This window comes from Zwartia panacis, from assembly GCF_030410395.1.
Classification (GTDB): Bacteria; Pseudomonadota; Gammaproteobacteria; order Burkholderiales; family Burkholderiaceae_B; genus Zwartia; species Zwartia panacis.
The window spans coordinates 387,057-400,696 of record NZ_JAUHHF010000002.1; the positions used below are offsets into that span (position 1 = coordinate 387,057).

The 13,640-nt window shown below is 55.7% G+C and carries 16 protein-coding genes; 4 read left to right on the top strand and 12 right to left on the bottom strand.

Annotated features, from left to right (window positions below; translation table 11 throughout):
- Positions 1-9: 9 nt before the first annotated feature.
- Positions 10-864 (bottom strand): alpha/beta fold hydrolase, encoded by an 855-nt coding sequence (locus tag QWY30_RS04440; protein WP_290238539.1) that lies wholly within the window; start codon positions 862-864, stop codon positions 10-12.
- Between the two features lie 126 nt (positions 865-990).
- Here QWY30_RS04440 and QWY30_RS04445 point away from each other — a divergent pair, with 126 nt between their 5' ends.
- Positions 991-2,025 (top strand): amidohydrolase family protein, encoded by a 1,035-nt coding sequence (locus QWY30_RS04445; protein ID WP_290238540.1) that lies wholly within the window; start codon positions 991-993, stop codon positions 2,023-2,025.
- Here the strand turns inward: QWY30_RS04445 and QWY30_RS04450 are convergent, their stop codons facing one another.
- The 6 genes from QWY30_RS04450 to QWY30_RS04475 are packed head-to-tail and all read right to left on the bottom strand — an operon-like array spanning position 2,026 to position 6,032.
- On the bottom strand, positions 2,026-2,772 hold the full coding sequence (locus QWY30_RS04450) for a lysophospholipid acyltransferase family protein (RefSeq protein WP_290238541.1): 747 nt from the start codon (positions 2,770-2,772) through the stop codon (positions 2,026-2,028).
- Positions 2,769-4,040 carry a dihydroorotase gene (locus QWY30_RS04455; RefSeq protein WP_290238542.1) on the bottom strand — a complete coding sequence of 424 codons (1,272 nt, stop codon included), beginning with the start codon at positions 4,038-4,040 and terminating at the stop codon, positions 2,769-2,771. The genes QWY30_RS04450 and QWY30_RS04455 overlap by 4 nt, the downstream gene beginning before the upstream one ends.
- Entirely contained in the window at positions 4,037-4,828 is a 792-nt protein-coding gene (locus QWY30_RS04460) for an aspartate carbamoyltransferase (RefSeq protein ID WP_290238543.1), read from the bottom strand. Before QWY30_RS04460 ends, QWY30_RS04455 begins: the two co-directional genes overlap by 4 nt.
- Before the next feature lie 39 nt (positions 4,829-4,867).
- A complete protein-coding gene (gene ruvX, locus QWY30_RS04465) occupies positions 4,868-5,260 on the bottom strand; it encodes a Holliday junction resolvase RuvX (protein ID WP_290238545.1) in 393 nt (130 codons plus the stop codon).
- The gene (locus QWY30_RS04470; protein WP_290238547.1) at positions 5,253-5,858 is read right to left on the bottom strand and encodes a YqgE/AlgH family protein; all 606 of its coding nucleotides are present in this window, start codon (positions 5,856-5,858) and stop codon (positions 5,253-5,255) included. The genes ruvX and QWY30_RS04470 overlap by 8 nt, the downstream gene beginning before the upstream one ends.
- 9 nt (positions 5,859-5,867) lie before the next feature.
- Positions 5,868-6,032, bottom strand: a complete 165-nt coding sequence (locus QWY30_RS04475) for a rubredoxin (RefSeq protein WP_028816113.1) — start codon at positions 6,030-6,032, stop codon at positions 5,868-5,870.
- A gap of 129 nt (positions 6,033-6,161) precedes the next feature.
- Between QWY30_RS04475 and thiD the strand changes: the two genes are divergently transcribed.
- Genes thiD through hemL form a run of 3 tightly spaced genes read left to right on the top strand, consistent with a single transcriptional unit; the run spans position 6,162 to position 8,993 of the window.
- On the top strand, positions 6,162-6,980 hold the full coding sequence (gene thiD, locus QWY30_RS04480; RefSeq protein ID WP_290238550.1) for a bifunctional hydroxymethylpyrimidine kinase/phosphomethylpyrimidine kinase: 819 nt from the start codon (positions 6,162-6,164) through the stop codon (positions 6,978-6,980).
- 19 nt (positions 6,981-6,999) lie between these two features.
- The gene (gene thiE, locus QWY30_RS04485; RefSeq protein ID WP_290238551.1) at positions 7,000-7,692 is read left to right on the top strand and encodes a thiamine phosphate synthase; all 693 of its coding nucleotides are present in this window, start codon (positions 7,000-7,002) and stop codon (positions 7,690-7,692) included.
- A 14-nt stretch (positions 7,693-7,706) separates the two neighbouring features.
- Entirely contained in the window at positions 7,707-8,993 is a 1,287-nt protein-coding gene (gene hemL, locus QWY30_RS04490) for a glutamate-1-semialdehyde 2,1-aminomutase (protein ID WP_290238553.1), read from the top strand.
- Between the two features lie 17 nt (positions 8,994-9,010).
- On the opposite strand, the gene QWY30_RS04495 is transcribed toward hemL, so the two are convergent.
- From QWY30_RS04495 to QWY30_RS04515, 5 genes are read right to left on the bottom strand one after another with little or no spacing between them, the layout of a single operon-like run.
- Positions 9,011-9,715: an ABC transporter ATP-binding protein gene (locus tag QWY30_RS04495; protein WP_290238554.1), complete on the bottom strand. Its 705-nt coding sequence runs from the start codon at positions 9,713-9,715 to the stop codon at positions 9,011-9,013.
- On the bottom strand, positions 9,715-10,482 hold the full coding sequence (locus QWY30_RS04500) for an ABC transporter ATP-binding protein (protein WP_290238555.1): 768 nt from the start codon (positions 10,480-10,482) through the stop codon (positions 9,715-9,717). The genes QWY30_RS04495 and QWY30_RS04500 overlap by 1 nt, the downstream gene beginning before the upstream one ends.
- Positions 10,479-11,420: a branched-chain amino acid ABC transporter permease gene (locus QWY30_RS04505; protein ID WP_290238556.1), complete on the bottom strand. Its 942-nt coding sequence runs from the start codon at positions 11,418-11,420 to the stop codon at positions 10,479-10,481. The genes QWY30_RS04500 and QWY30_RS04505 overlap by 4 nt, the downstream gene beginning before the upstream one ends.
- 2 nt (positions 11,421-11,422) lie before the next feature.
- Positions 11,423-12,343: a branched-chain amino acid ABC transporter permease gene (locus QWY30_RS04510; RefSeq protein WP_290238557.1), complete on the bottom strand. Its 921-nt coding sequence runs from the start codon at positions 12,341-12,343 to the stop codon at positions 11,423-11,425.
- Position 12,344: 1 nt separating this feature from the next.
- Complete coding sequence (locus QWY30_RS04515; protein WP_290238558.1) at positions 12,345-13,511, bottom strand: ABC transporter substrate-binding protein; 1,167 nt, start codon at positions 13,509-13,511, stop codon at positions 12,345-12,347.
- Positions 13,512-13,640 lie beyond the last annotated feature (129 nt).

Sequence of the window (13,640 nt, forward strand, 5' to 3'; positions counted from 1 at the left end):
GGCAGGAGATTAAAGCCCTACCCGCCCTTCTTTAAACCAGTTTTTCAGTAAAGCGTTGACAGGCTCAGACGCTTCGTAATTCACCCAATGCCCGACATCAGGCAGTATCACGCCCTGACGTCCGGAATGTCCCTCAATCATATGCGTCATCAGATACTCGGGGGTACATGTGATGTCATGTTCACCCCAAATGATCATGGTCTCTCCGCTGTAGTCATCCAGAGCAGGACCGAGCAACCCCCTGCCTGAAATCCCTCTGCTACGAAAGCGTGTGTGGATGCAGGAATAGGTATGAATACCCATCGCGAAAGGGTCGATCTGCTCATCGGCGTAAATCATATGCGCCCAGAGATTGAATCGCATGGCTTCGATCAGTGCTTCCTCCGTCTCGGCACGTTTCCAGTTGATGAGCTTGCCGCGCTCGCGACGTGGACCGCCATGACCACCTGGACCCAGTAAAGCCAATCGACGCACAGGCAAACCTTTGGCGGCAACGTTGGCCGACACCAAACCGCCAAAAGAAAAACCGGCCAGGTCAAAAGACGAACCGGTGCCGAATAATTGCGTCAGACACTCGGCCGTGACATCCACCATCGTGGGAAAATCGTCGAACCGCGGGTCGCTGGAGTCGCCATAACCCGCGAGATTCGGAATCCACAAAGAAAAATCCTTGGAAAGCGCTTCGATATTGCGTGCCCAATGGAGCCAGCTGCCATGACCGCCATGGATCAACACCAGTGGCGAACCCGAACCGAACTGCCGCCAAACCACCTGGTGCTCGCCGACCGTGACCACGTGGCGACTGCCGCTTTTCTCGCGCTCAGCCATCCATTCCAGGGTTTGCTGATTCACGGGGCTGGACATAACGGGTTTCCTGTTTGATGAGAAAAAAGAATAATCAACCCGCAAGATAATATCCCAAGGGACAACGCCGTCAAACTCAGGAAAATTGTGTAAAGTGCTCATTTTCATCGTTTACAGAGCCTAAACATGATTATCGATTGCCACGGTCACTTCACCACCACACCGCCTCAGGTCGCCAAATTCCGGGCGGAGCAGATCGCCGAGTTTCAACGCACAGGCAAGGCGCCTACTACGCCTCCACCGGCCGTCTCCGACGATGAGATCCGTCACGGCATCGACAATAATCAGCTGCGCATCATGAAAGAGCGCGGGATTGACATGACGATTTTCTCGCCTAAAGCGGTGGCCATGGATCACCACATGGGCAATGAAGACACGAACGTCGTCTGGGCTCGCTACAACAACGAGCTCATCAATCGCGTCTGCAAACTTTACCCGGATCACTTTATCGGCGTGTGCCAGCTGCCTCAGGCGGCAGGTGTTCAGCCCGGCAAGCGCGTCATCGAAGAACTTGAGCGTTGCGTCAAAGAGTTCGGTTTTATCGGCGCCAACCTTAATCCCGATCCGACAGGTGGGCGCTGGACCGACCCACCGCTCTGGGATAAAAAATGGTGGTACCCCCTGTACGAAAAAATGGTCGAGCTCGATGTGCCAGCGATGATCCATGTGAGTGGTTCATGCAATCCGCATTTCAACGCCGTGGCGACCCATTACATCAATGGCGACACCACAGCCTTTGTGCAGTTCATGACCTCGGATATTTTCAAAGACTTTCCAACACTCAAATTCATCATCCCGCACGGTGGCGGCGCAGCACCCTATCACTGGGGCCGCTATCGCGGCATGGCGCTCGATATGGGTATCCCCTCGCTCGAGGAAAAAGTTCTGAACAACGTGTTTTTCGATACGTGCGTCTATCACCAACCCGGTATCGACTTGCTGCTGCGAGTCGTGCCCAATAAAAATATATTGTTTGCGTCGGAAACTGTTGGTGCAGTCCAAGGCATTGATCCGCTCACGAACTTTTATTTTGACGACACACGCCGCTACATCGAAGCCTCACCCTCGGCTGACGCATCACAGAAAAAGAAGATCTTTGCCAACAATGCGCTCGGCGTCTATCCTCGCCTGCGCGCGCATCCACGCTGCCAGAGTTGCTAGCTATCGCTTTTGGACGACTTGCCTAAGCATTTGATGGGCTTGTCGTCCAAGCTCGGCTCGCGTCGGGGCCGGCGTGGTTTCGGGCGTCCATACCGGCGGTAAAAACTCGACCTCGATGAGAACACCCTTGCCTCCCAATACTCTCCACAGGTTTTGCATCAGATTTTCCTCGCCCACAAAAGCGGCGAAATCACTGCGGACGCCATGATGGAAAAACAAAAGTGCGACAGGTTGAATCGGGACTCCTGCACGCCGAGCAGGTTCAAAGAGATTGGCATAAAAGGGTAACAAGTCGTAACCCTGAGAGGTTGTCCCCTCGGGAAACAACCCCACCACCTGACCTCGCTCAAATGTATCCTGCATTGCCCGACCAACTTTCTGCACAGCATGCCGCGATGCACGCTCGATAAAAATCGTGTCCGCTCCTGCGACGAGCCAACCCAGCAAGGGCCAGCGGCGGATTTCACTTTTTGCGATAAAAACTGCTGCGCGCACGTGATTGATAGCAAAAATATCCAGCCACGAGACATGATTGATGACCCAAAGAGCCGGCCCTTGAGAAATCGGCAAACCTGAATGCGAAACTTCCACGCCACAAAGCGTTAAAAGGACACCAGACCAGCGTCTCTTGATTTCAAGCCGGGCGCGCTGACCCACGAATGGAGAGACCAGGATCAAGGTCAGTAAGCCGATCAGTACCCAGGACAATGCGAGGGTGGCTCGAAATGTAAAGCGCAAAACATTCACGTCGTTCGTTCCCAGACGATTTCACCGCGCAAGACAGTGGTTTGAACACGTCCCGGCAACTCCCTGCCTAAAAACGGCGTATGCACACTCTCGCCAACAAGCGTGTCACGCCCCACCAACCAATACGCCTCAGGATCAACAAGACATAAATCCGCCGACTCACCGACAGATAAAGAGCCAGCCTGAGCGCCCAATATCTTTGCAGGGCCACACGTGACCCGACTGAATGCATCGACCCAATCGATACGCGCCTCTTGCGCCCATTTCAGGGTCAGCGACAACAAAAGCTCCAAACCGATCGATCCAGGTACAGCCTGGGCAAACGGCAAGTCCTTGTCACGGTCACTCAACGCGATGTGGTCTGAGCACACTGCATCAATCGTGCCATCCAGCAGACCACCGCGCAACGCATCGCGATCTCGCTGACCACGCAGTGGCGGATCCAGGCGAAAATGACTGTCGTAAAAGCCGATATCGACATCGGTCAGGTGAAGGTTGTTTGCGGCGACATCACATGTCACCGGAAGTCCTTCTTTTTTTGCGCTGCGAACGATCGCAACGGACTCTAAGCAGGACAAGCGGCAAAAATGCATGCGCACACCGGTCGCGCGCTGCAACGCGAGTAGTGTGTGTAATCCGATCGTTTCCGCCTCCGCGGGGATACCCTGCAGACCCAAACGCGTCGCGTAAGCTCCACTCGCGATTACGCCACCTTGAGACAACCAAAAATCCTGAGGGCGAAACCACATCGCATAGTCAAAGGTTTTTGAATATTGCAGCGCGCGTAAAAGCACCGAGGTGTCTTGCACCGGCACAAGACCTTGAGAAAAAGCCACACACCCCGCCAGCTTGAGCGCCACCATTTCGGTGAATGCACGGCCATTCAAACCAGAAGTCATCGCACCCAAAGGATGCAATCTGAGTCCGTGACTCTGACGCAGAAGGGATTGAACACGCGCGACCGTATCCAGTACAGGCACGGTGTCAGGTGGAACCACCACACTGGTCACCCCACCGGCAAATGCAGCCCGTATTTCTGCTGGAATGGTCGCGTTGGTGGGCACGCTAGACGGACTCAGGCGCGCGGCAAGATCGACCAAACCGGGCAAAACAAGTTTTCCTGTCGCATCAAGCACCCGGTCTGCGACAAACCCCTGCGGTATCGTCCCGACCGCGACCACCACACCATCCGCGATACACACCTGCGCAAGTCGGTCGATCCGGTTCACCGGATCAAGCACGCGTCCATGCTGGATCAAAAGTTTCACGACTTCGCCTCCGCGACGATGCTCATCGCCGCCTGCTGAACGGCAAGACGCAAAACCTCTCGGCTCTCTTGACGATGGATGACTAGACAAGCTGATTGAGCGCAAGCAAGATTGATCGCAGTCAGTCCATAACACTGCAAATACTCATTCTCGGAGGGTAGCTCAGCGCCACGCATCTCGTCTGGTTCAAACCCAAGCATGATGATGACATCAGCTTCTCCGAGACCCTGTTTCATTTCCGTGAATGCTTGCACTCCGAGTTGCGCAAGCCCCTCGGGTAACAGCGTCAGTGGCCCCACTACGCGCACTTGCGCCGTCCCCAGAGTAGTGAGCGCATGAATGTTGGAGCGTGCGACAGGGGAGTGCAAAATATCACCCACGATCGCGACGGTCAGATTGGAAAAATCTTTTTTAACCTGGCGGATCGTCAACATGTCCATCAACGCGTCGATGGGAGCGGCATGGCAACCATCTCTTTCGTTCATGACATGCACTCGGGGACCGACCTGCTGCGCGACCCAGTAGGGCAGACCACTCACCGAGGATTTCACCATCAAAATATCAGCCTCACGCGCAAGGCGATGGATATCGCTTAACGGCGCATGGTCAGTATCGAAAGTCAGTACCCTCTTGCCATGCAACGCGGAAACTTTTTCACACCCAGCATCAGCCTGGGAGAGAAACATCTCCGCCGTGTCGAGAAGTCGCGTCAACATGACACGCGACAGTCCTTCAGTCGTGATCAGATGCGTGAGCTCTCCGCGCGAGTTGAGTTGAGGATGACGCATGTCTTGCTTGAGCTCGTGTCCGTTTAAGTCAGTGCATGTTTAAGTCAGCGCATCAAAATATCGCTGCAAGATGATAGCTGCCGCGACGGCATCATCAGGTTCATGACCCGTTATTTTTTGGGCTTCGACGCTTGAGCCCCTTTCGTCGACCAAAACAACGGGCACCCCAAAGCGCCCCTCAAGCTGACGCGCAAAACGTCGGCAATGCTGACTGGCGTATTGTTCGCCACCATCAGTCGCGAGCGCCAGACCCACTACCAGTCTTTCCGGCTGCCAGCGCTTGAGCAAAGCTTCGATTCTGGCAAACCGTCCATCGCGCGTGGCTTCTAAAATGATTTCCAGGGGCCGCGCCTGTTTGAGCAGGGTGTTACCCATGGCGACGCCCAATTTCTTGGCGCCGTAATCAAAAGCAAGAAGGGTTTCCTCAGGCATGCCCCGCCGCGCCGGTCAGCATGACCGGATCAATCCCGAGAAGCTTGAGTGCCGCGGGGTAACGCTCCTGAGGCGGAATGTCAAAAATGATATTTTCTTGCGCAGGAACGCTCAGCCAGGCGTTTTGAGCCAGTTCGTTTTCGAGCTGACCCGCCCCCCAGCCTGCGAAACCCAAGGTCACCAACAAGTGTTCCGGACCGTTACCATGCGCGACAGCCTCCAGTACATCCCGGGAGGTGGTCAGTGCCATTCGACCAAGTTTGATGCTGGAACTGTAATCACCGGCCGGCGAATGCAACACGAAACCGCGATCAGTCTGAACCGGACCACCGAAAAAAACTGCGGGTTGATGAGCGGGATGCTGATCAGCGGTTTGTCCTGGGGCGATTTCGAGCTTGAGTTCAAGCTTTTCCAGCAATCCAGCCAAACTCAAGTCGGTTGGACGGTTGATCACAAGGCCTAACGCGCCCTTAGGGCTGTGTTCGCACAAGTAAATCACAGTACCCGCCAAATCACCGGTCACCATACCCGGCATCGCCATCAAAAATTGATTGGAGAGGTCTGTCACTGTCTCGGGGGTGGGCTGCGATGAATCCATATGCGCAGTTCAGATCTCCATCAGTTCAAAGTCTTCTTTGCGGGCACCGCACTCAGGGCAGACCCAGTTAGGGGGTACGTCTTCCCAGCGCGTACCAGCGGGAATGCCCTCTTCGGGTACGCCGGTTTCTTCGTCATAAATCCAACCACAAATCAAACACATCCAAGTACGCATCATTCTCTCTTCTGGTGGAACCCGTCTGGCCTAAAGGAAAAGGACAGCTAAAACAGGTCATCTCTTACAATGGGGTCAATCTTACCGAAACCAACCCATGCGTGCCTACACATCGCTTGTCGTTTTGACATGAATCAACAGATTTCAACACCTGTCACCCTTATTTTTGGCCCGTTTGACCCCACCGGATCAGACGGATTGCCTGCGGACGCGATTACCTGCGCGGCTTTAGGCGGTCATGCCATCTCCGCTCTGACAGCCATTACCATTCAGGACAGCGCCAAAAGCGAATCGGTTTTGCCTTGCTCGGCAGAGCAAATCGATGATCAAGCCAGATGCCTTCTTGAAGACATCCCTGTCCAGGCAATCAAAGTCGGGGCGCTTTCCTCGGTCGAATCAGTGAGCGCAGTCGCTCAAATCGCCGCCGATTACAGCCAGATCCCTCTTGTCTTGCATCTCGGCGCCCAGGAAATCGATACCGAAACCGGCGCTGAAGAGGAAGACGAGGTCGATGATCTCGTAGGTGCCGTCATCGAATTGCTCGTTCCTCAGGCTCACATTGTCGTCATCGAAGCGCGCCGACTCACGCAATGGATCACAGAAGAGGTGATGGAAGCCTCGGGACATGCAGGCGGTGCCCAAGCGCTCCAAGCGATTGGCGCGCAATGGGTGCTGATCACGGGCGTCAAACAACGCCCCGGGCATCAAGCCAACGTTCTGACCGGACCCGAAAGTGAAACCATTGCCTGGCCAAGCCCGTTGTCACCGGAGCGTACCCGTGACTCCGGCGGGCTGGTGGCCACCGCACTCGCCAGTTTGCTTGCGCGGGGGCTCAGTGTGCCCAAAGCCGCCGAGCAGGCCTGCGCCCACGCAAGTCAAGCCCTGTTACAGTCCTTTCAGCCAGGCATGGGTCAGATGATTGCCCGACGCATTCCGATCGCCCCTTAACCCGAGACTCCAGCAGCTCATGGACAACACGCTCAAATTCCCCGTCGGCCTATATGGTGTGACCCCTGACTGGGATGATGCCGCGCGACTCGAGCACGCCGTGCGCGCGGCGGCGCGAGGCGGCATGAAAGCACTGCAGCTGCGCCACAAAACTGCCGCGCCTGCGCTTCGCCGCCATCTTGCGCAAACTCTTCTGGACGTCTGCAACGAGCTTGGTATTGTTTTTTTAATCAACGATGACTGGCGTCTCGCGCTTGAAATCGGCGCGCATGGCGTGCATGTGGGACAGCACGACGATGATCCCGAGCGCGTGCGTCGCGAAATCGGATCGCAGATGTTGCTGGGCGTATCCTGTTATGCCGATCCGCAACGCGCCCAGAAACTGCTTGCGCATCAAGTCGCCTACATTGCCTTTGGCGCCATGTATGCCTCCTCGACCAAACCGCATGCCCCGACCGCACCGCTCGAGGTACTGGGCGCCGGTCAGGCGCTTTGCCAGGCGCTTGCCGCGCCACGTCCCGCAGTAGTGGCGATCGGTGGCATCGGCGTGACGCAAGCAGCCATACTCGCCAAGGCGGGCGCGGACAGCATCGCCGTGGTCGGGAGTCTGTTTCTGGCACCCGACATCGAAGCCGCGGCGCGCGCGCTCTCCGCACCGTTTGCAGACGCTCCGCCTGCTCAACCCTTTTCCACACTATCCTCTCCTGTCTGAACGGAGTATTTTTTATGTCACGCAACGTAGAACTTTTCGAACGCGCCTGTCGCAGCATTCCCGGTGGCGTTAACTCTCCTGTTCGGGCCTTTCGCTCAGTCGGCGGCACGCCCCGCTTTGTCGCGCGCGCCCAAGGCCCCTACTTCTGGGACGCCGATGACAAGCGCTATATCGACTATATCGGCTCCTGGGGTCCAGCCATCCTCGGACATGCGCATCCAGAAGTGGTCAAAGCCGTCCAGGAAGCAGCCGTGCATGGTTTGTCATACGGCGCCCCGACAGAAACGGAAATCGTCATCGCCGAAATGCTGATCGAGCGCATGCCCTCCATCGAGCAGGTTCGTTTGGTGAGCTCCGGCACCGAAGCCACCATGACAGCAATTCGTCTGGCACGAGGCGCGACGGGTCGCAACAAAATCATCAAATTTGAAGGCTGCTACCACGGCCATGCCGACAGCTTGCTGGTGAAAGCGGGCTCAGGCTTGTTAACCTTTGGCAACCCAACTTCGGCGGGCGTCCCGCCAGAATTTGTCGCGCACACCATCGTGCTCGACTACAACGATATCGCGGGTGTCAAGGCGGCTTTTGCCCAACACGGCAAAGAAATCGCCTGTGTCATCGTCGAGCCGATTGCCGGCAACATGAACATGGTTAAACCGATTGCGGGCTTTCTTGAAACGCTGCGCAGCGAATGCACCGCGCACGGTTCATTGCTGATTTTCGATGAGGTGATGACAGGTTTTCGTGTGGGTCCTCAAGGCGTCCAAGGTCTGAGCGGAATCAAACCCGACATCACCACACTCGCCAAAGTGATCGGTGGCGGCATGCCAATCGGTGCATTTGGTGGCAGCGCCGAAGTCATGAAAAATATCGCGCCATTGGGTGGCGTTTATCAGGCAGGTACTCTCTCAGGCAACCCCGTTGCAGTCGCTGCCGGCATCACCACACTCAAACTGTTGTCCAAACCGGGCTTTTACGAAGCACTGGACAAACAAACACGCGCACTGACCAAGGGTCTCACCGAGCGCGCGCATGCGCACGGCATCCCGTTCAGCGCGGACAGCGAGGGCGGCATGTTCGGTTTGTATTTCTCGAACAAGATCCCGACCACACTGGCCGAAGTGTCCGCCAGCAATATCGAGATGTTCAAGGTGTTTTTCCATGCGATGCTGGATGAGGGCGTGTATTTTGCGCCATCGGCTTACGAGGCGGGCTTCGTGTCTTCCACGCACGATGACAGTGTGATTGCCGCGACAGTCGCTGCAGCTGACAAAGTGTTTGCTCGACTCGCGAAAGGCTAAGCGCTAAACGCTAAACGCTAAACGCCCAAGTATCGTGTCCACAGGCTCCGCTGCGCATCCAGCTCGGCGGAGCTTCCCTGCCACACCACTGCGCCCCGCTCCAGAATCACATGGCGATCAGCGAGCTTCATCAGACGTTCAACATATTTGTCGATCACCAGAATAGTCTGACCGCTTTCGCGCAATCGCGCGATACATTGCCATATTTCTTCGCGCACCAGAGGTGCAAGTCCCTCGGTCGCCTCATCCAGCACCAGTAACTTGGGATTGGTCACGAGCGCCCGACCAATCGCGAGCATTTGCTGCTCGCCACCCGATAACTGATTGCCCATATTGCGCGCCCGCTCGCGCAAGCGAGGAAACATCTCGAATACCCGCTCGACATCCCAAGGCGTCCTGATTTCAGGATTGCGATGGGCAGCGAACGCCGTGAGATGCTCTCTCACGGTGAGATTGGGAAAACATTGACGACCTTCGGGGACAATCGCCAAACCCAAACGTGCGATACGGTCCGAATCCCAGCCCGCAATGCTTTGCCCTTCAAAAGTCAGCGTGCCAGCCGTGAGCGGAATCTGGCCAAACAACGTTTTGATCAACGTGCTTTTGCCCATACCATTGCGCCCCAGCAGAGCGACGACTTCGCCTCGCTGAATATCAAGCGAGACATTGAATAGCACCTGACTGAGGCCATAACCGCTCTGTAGTTGATGTGCATGCAGCATCAGGCCTGCTCCTCACCCAGATAAGCTTCTCGCACGCCGGCATGATTGCGGATTTCCTCGGGTGAACCCGTCGCAATGATGCGACCATAAACCAGGACAGAGATGCGGTCTGCCAGCCTGAACACCGCCTGCATATCATGCTCCACCAGCAACATCGTGGTGCGTCCGCGCATTGAGGCAATCAGTTCTGTCAGCTTGAGTGTCTCATCCGGACCCATTCCCGCCATGGGCTCATCGAGCAACAGCACGGAGGGTTTAGAGGCCAACGCCAGCGCAAACTCCAGCTTGCGTTGCTCGCCATGCGGCAACGTACCTGCAGTGACATGCCAGACCTCCGCGGCGATGGCACAGTCCCGCGCCAAATTCTCCGCAGCTTCGTATAAAACCCTGTCCTGCGAACGCGAACGCCAGAAGCTGAAACTACTCCCAGCGCCTGCTTGCACCGCAAGCAGCAAATTTTCAAACACACTGAATTGTTTAAAAATATTGGTGATTTGATATGAACGCGATAGCCCGGCTTTCACGCGCTGATGAAGACCCTCGCGTGTCACATCACGGCCTTCCAGCACCAGTCGGCCGCTGTCGGCCGCCACCGAACCCGAAAGCAAATGAATCAAGGTGGACTTGCCTGCACCATTCGGTCCGATCAACGCATGAATTTCACCAGGCAAGAGCCCAAGCGACACCTGATCACACGCCACCAATGCGCCATAGCGCTTGGTCAGCTGATGCGCCTCTAAGATGGGATGACTTTGGAGAGCATTCATCGTGTCACGCTCTGCTTAAACATCCCAGCAAGACCGCGCGGTGCGAACAACACAATCGCAAGCAGCAAGACACCCAACGGCAAGTGCCAATAGTCTGTATATAGACGCAAAATTTCTTCGAGCCACAACATGACCGCAGCACCCACCAGACCGCCATAGCGCAAGCCAATCCCGCCAACAATCACCATGATGATCAGGTTAGCCGAGGCCGTCCAGTGCATGAGACTGGGCGAAACAAACTGATTGTGACTCGCCAGTAATCCGCCTGCCAGACCTGCCATCACACCTGCGATCACAAAGGCGAGCAGCTTGATCCGGAAGACCGGATAACCCAGCGCCTCCATGCGGGACTCGTTTTCGCGAATCCCTTGCAAAGCCTGGCCAAAACGCGCCTGAATGAGACGGTTCAACCACCAGAGACAAGCCACTACCAAAACCAGCACAACGTAATAAAAGGTTTGATTGTCTGCCAGATTGAGACCAGGCAATACTGCGGGAGCTGTCAAATTGATGCCATCCTCACCCCCATACTGGCGCAAGGAGATAAACAAATAAAAAACCATTTGCGCAAAGGCCAAGGTGATCATGATGAAGTACACGCCACGGGTACGCAGCGAGATCATCCCGATCACAAAAGCCAGCACACCCGCCACCACCATCGCAGCTGGCCAGGCGATTAAAGCGTGCGAGATTCCTTGCACGGAAAGGATCGCCACCACATAAGCACCCGCCCCAAAAAACGCGGCATGCCCCAATGCCACCATTCCGCCATAACCCAAAATAAAGTTCAGGCTTGTCGCAGCCAACGCGAAAATCAACACACGACGGACAAAAGAAATATAAAAATCCAGATTGAGTGGGGGCGCCACGAGCGGAAACACGAGCAACAGCGCAAGTCCGAGTACCGATATAGTCGTCGGGTTAAAAAACTTACGCATCGTCAACCACGCGCGGGAAAAAGACCTGACGGCCTGAACACCAGCACCACCGCCATCAGGATATAAATAGAAAGCGCTGCCAGGGTCGGCCCGACGCTTGAAGCCACGGCCGGCGAAAAAAATAGCTTCAGTATCGAGGGTAAAAATGCTCTGCCAGCCGTATCCACGAACCCGACCAACAGTGCTCCGACAAAAGCCCCCCGCATCGAGCCGATTCCGCCGATCACAATGCAGACCAGCACCAAAATCAGAATTTGTTCGCCCATTCCGGTCTGAATCGCCGTCACCGGTCCCAGCAAAGCCCCGGCAAGCGCCGCGAGCATCGCTCCCAGCACGAAGACACCCAGAAACAATAGAGGCACGCGCACACCCATCAGTGTGGCCATTTGTCGGTTGGAAGCGCCGGCACGCACGAGCACTCCGGCCCTTGTTCGCGTCACGAACAGATAGAGCCCCAGTGCTGCGGCCAAACCCACTGCGATGATCAACAATCGATACGCCGGATAGAGCAGATCCGGCAACAGCTGTACCGGTCCTGACAATGCGGGCGGCATGCTCATCATCATCGGAGCAGGCCCCCAGATCATCTTGACCACATCATTGGCGATCAAGATCACCGCAAAGGTTCCGAGGACCTGCGCCAGATGATCACGGATGACAAGCTTTCTGATGAGAACAAGCTCGAGCACCAGCCCAACGAAACCCGTGACAAGGGCCGCAACCACCACAGCCGCAACGAAAGACTGCGTGGCCTGCATCGTTTGGGCCGCGACATAAGCACCCGCCATATATAACGAGCCATGCGCGACATTCAGGATATCGAGAATTCCGAATACCAGCGTCAGGCCCGCCGCGATCAAAAACAGCATCAGGCCGAACTGCAGTCCGTTGAGCAACTGCTCGGCGATCAGCGTCGAACTCATTTTATTTCTTGCATTGACCCACGTAGACATCCTGATAGGAGTCAAAGACCTTGCCAACCAATTTGTTGGTGATCTGACCATCGGGCGCCTTTTCAATCACACGCACGTAATAAGGCTGGATGGGAAAATTGTTGATCCCATAAGTAAAGGGGCCACGCACTGAAGAGAAGTCAGCCTTTTTAAGCGCAGCCAGAACCGCGGCGCGATCAGCCACATTGCCGTTGGTGGCCTTGACCGCCGCATCAATCGCCATGATCACGTCATAGGCTTGCGCAGCGTAAACAGATGGCGTACGGTTCTTGTATTCCTTGCGAAACGCTTCAACGAATTTCTTGTTCTGGGCATTGTCCAGATCATGTGCCCATTGAGCCGTGTTGAACATCCCAAGCATCGGATCACCCACCGCGCGAATCACGTCTTCGTCGGCCGAAAATCCGGGGCCCACCAGCTTGATGCTCTTGTTCAAACCAGCAGAGACAAACTGCTTGATAAAGTTAATCCCCATCCCGCCTGGCAAAAAGATGTACACGGCATCCGGTTTAGCATCGCGCAGTTGTGCTAACTCGGCCGCATAATCGATCTGTCCGAGCTTGGTGTAGACCTCTTGACCGACTGCAGCCTTGTAGCCACGCTTGAAGCCATTGAGCGCGTCCTTCCCGGCCGGATAGTCGGGCGCCATGATCACCATGTTTTTAAAACCGCGATCTGCGGCGACCTTGCCAGCCGCTTCATGAAACGCATCATTCTGGTAGGACACACCAAACCAGTAGTCATTGCATTGTGCGCCCGCAAATTGGCTGGGACCTGGATTATTGGACAGGTAAGGAATCTTGGCGGCAAAAAGCGCGGGGCCGACTGCCAAAGCTACGTTTGAACCGATCGGTCCGGTAAAGAAATCGATCTTGTCGCGCTGAATATAGCGGTTGACCAGTTGACGAGCCTGATCAGGATTGCCGCCCATGTCTGTTTGCAAAAACTCAGCAGGTTTGCCGCCGAGCTTGCCACCGAGCTGCTTGATCGCCAGATTGAAGCCATCGCGCGCCTCCGCGCCCAATGCGGCAAATGGTCCTGACAAATCATTCGCGATACCGACTTTGATCGGTGCCTGCGCGAACGCCAAACCAGGCACGAGTGCGGCCAGGGCAAGAAGTTGCTTGATCAAACGCATAAGAAGTCTCCTGAGCGATCTGTCGCCCCAATTAGGGCAAAAGGGTGTGCTGCTGCAGCGCAAATAGTAGCAGGTGAAGCACCGGACAAACCTCGATTCACGGGATTTCAGACAGGCTCACAGGGGTGG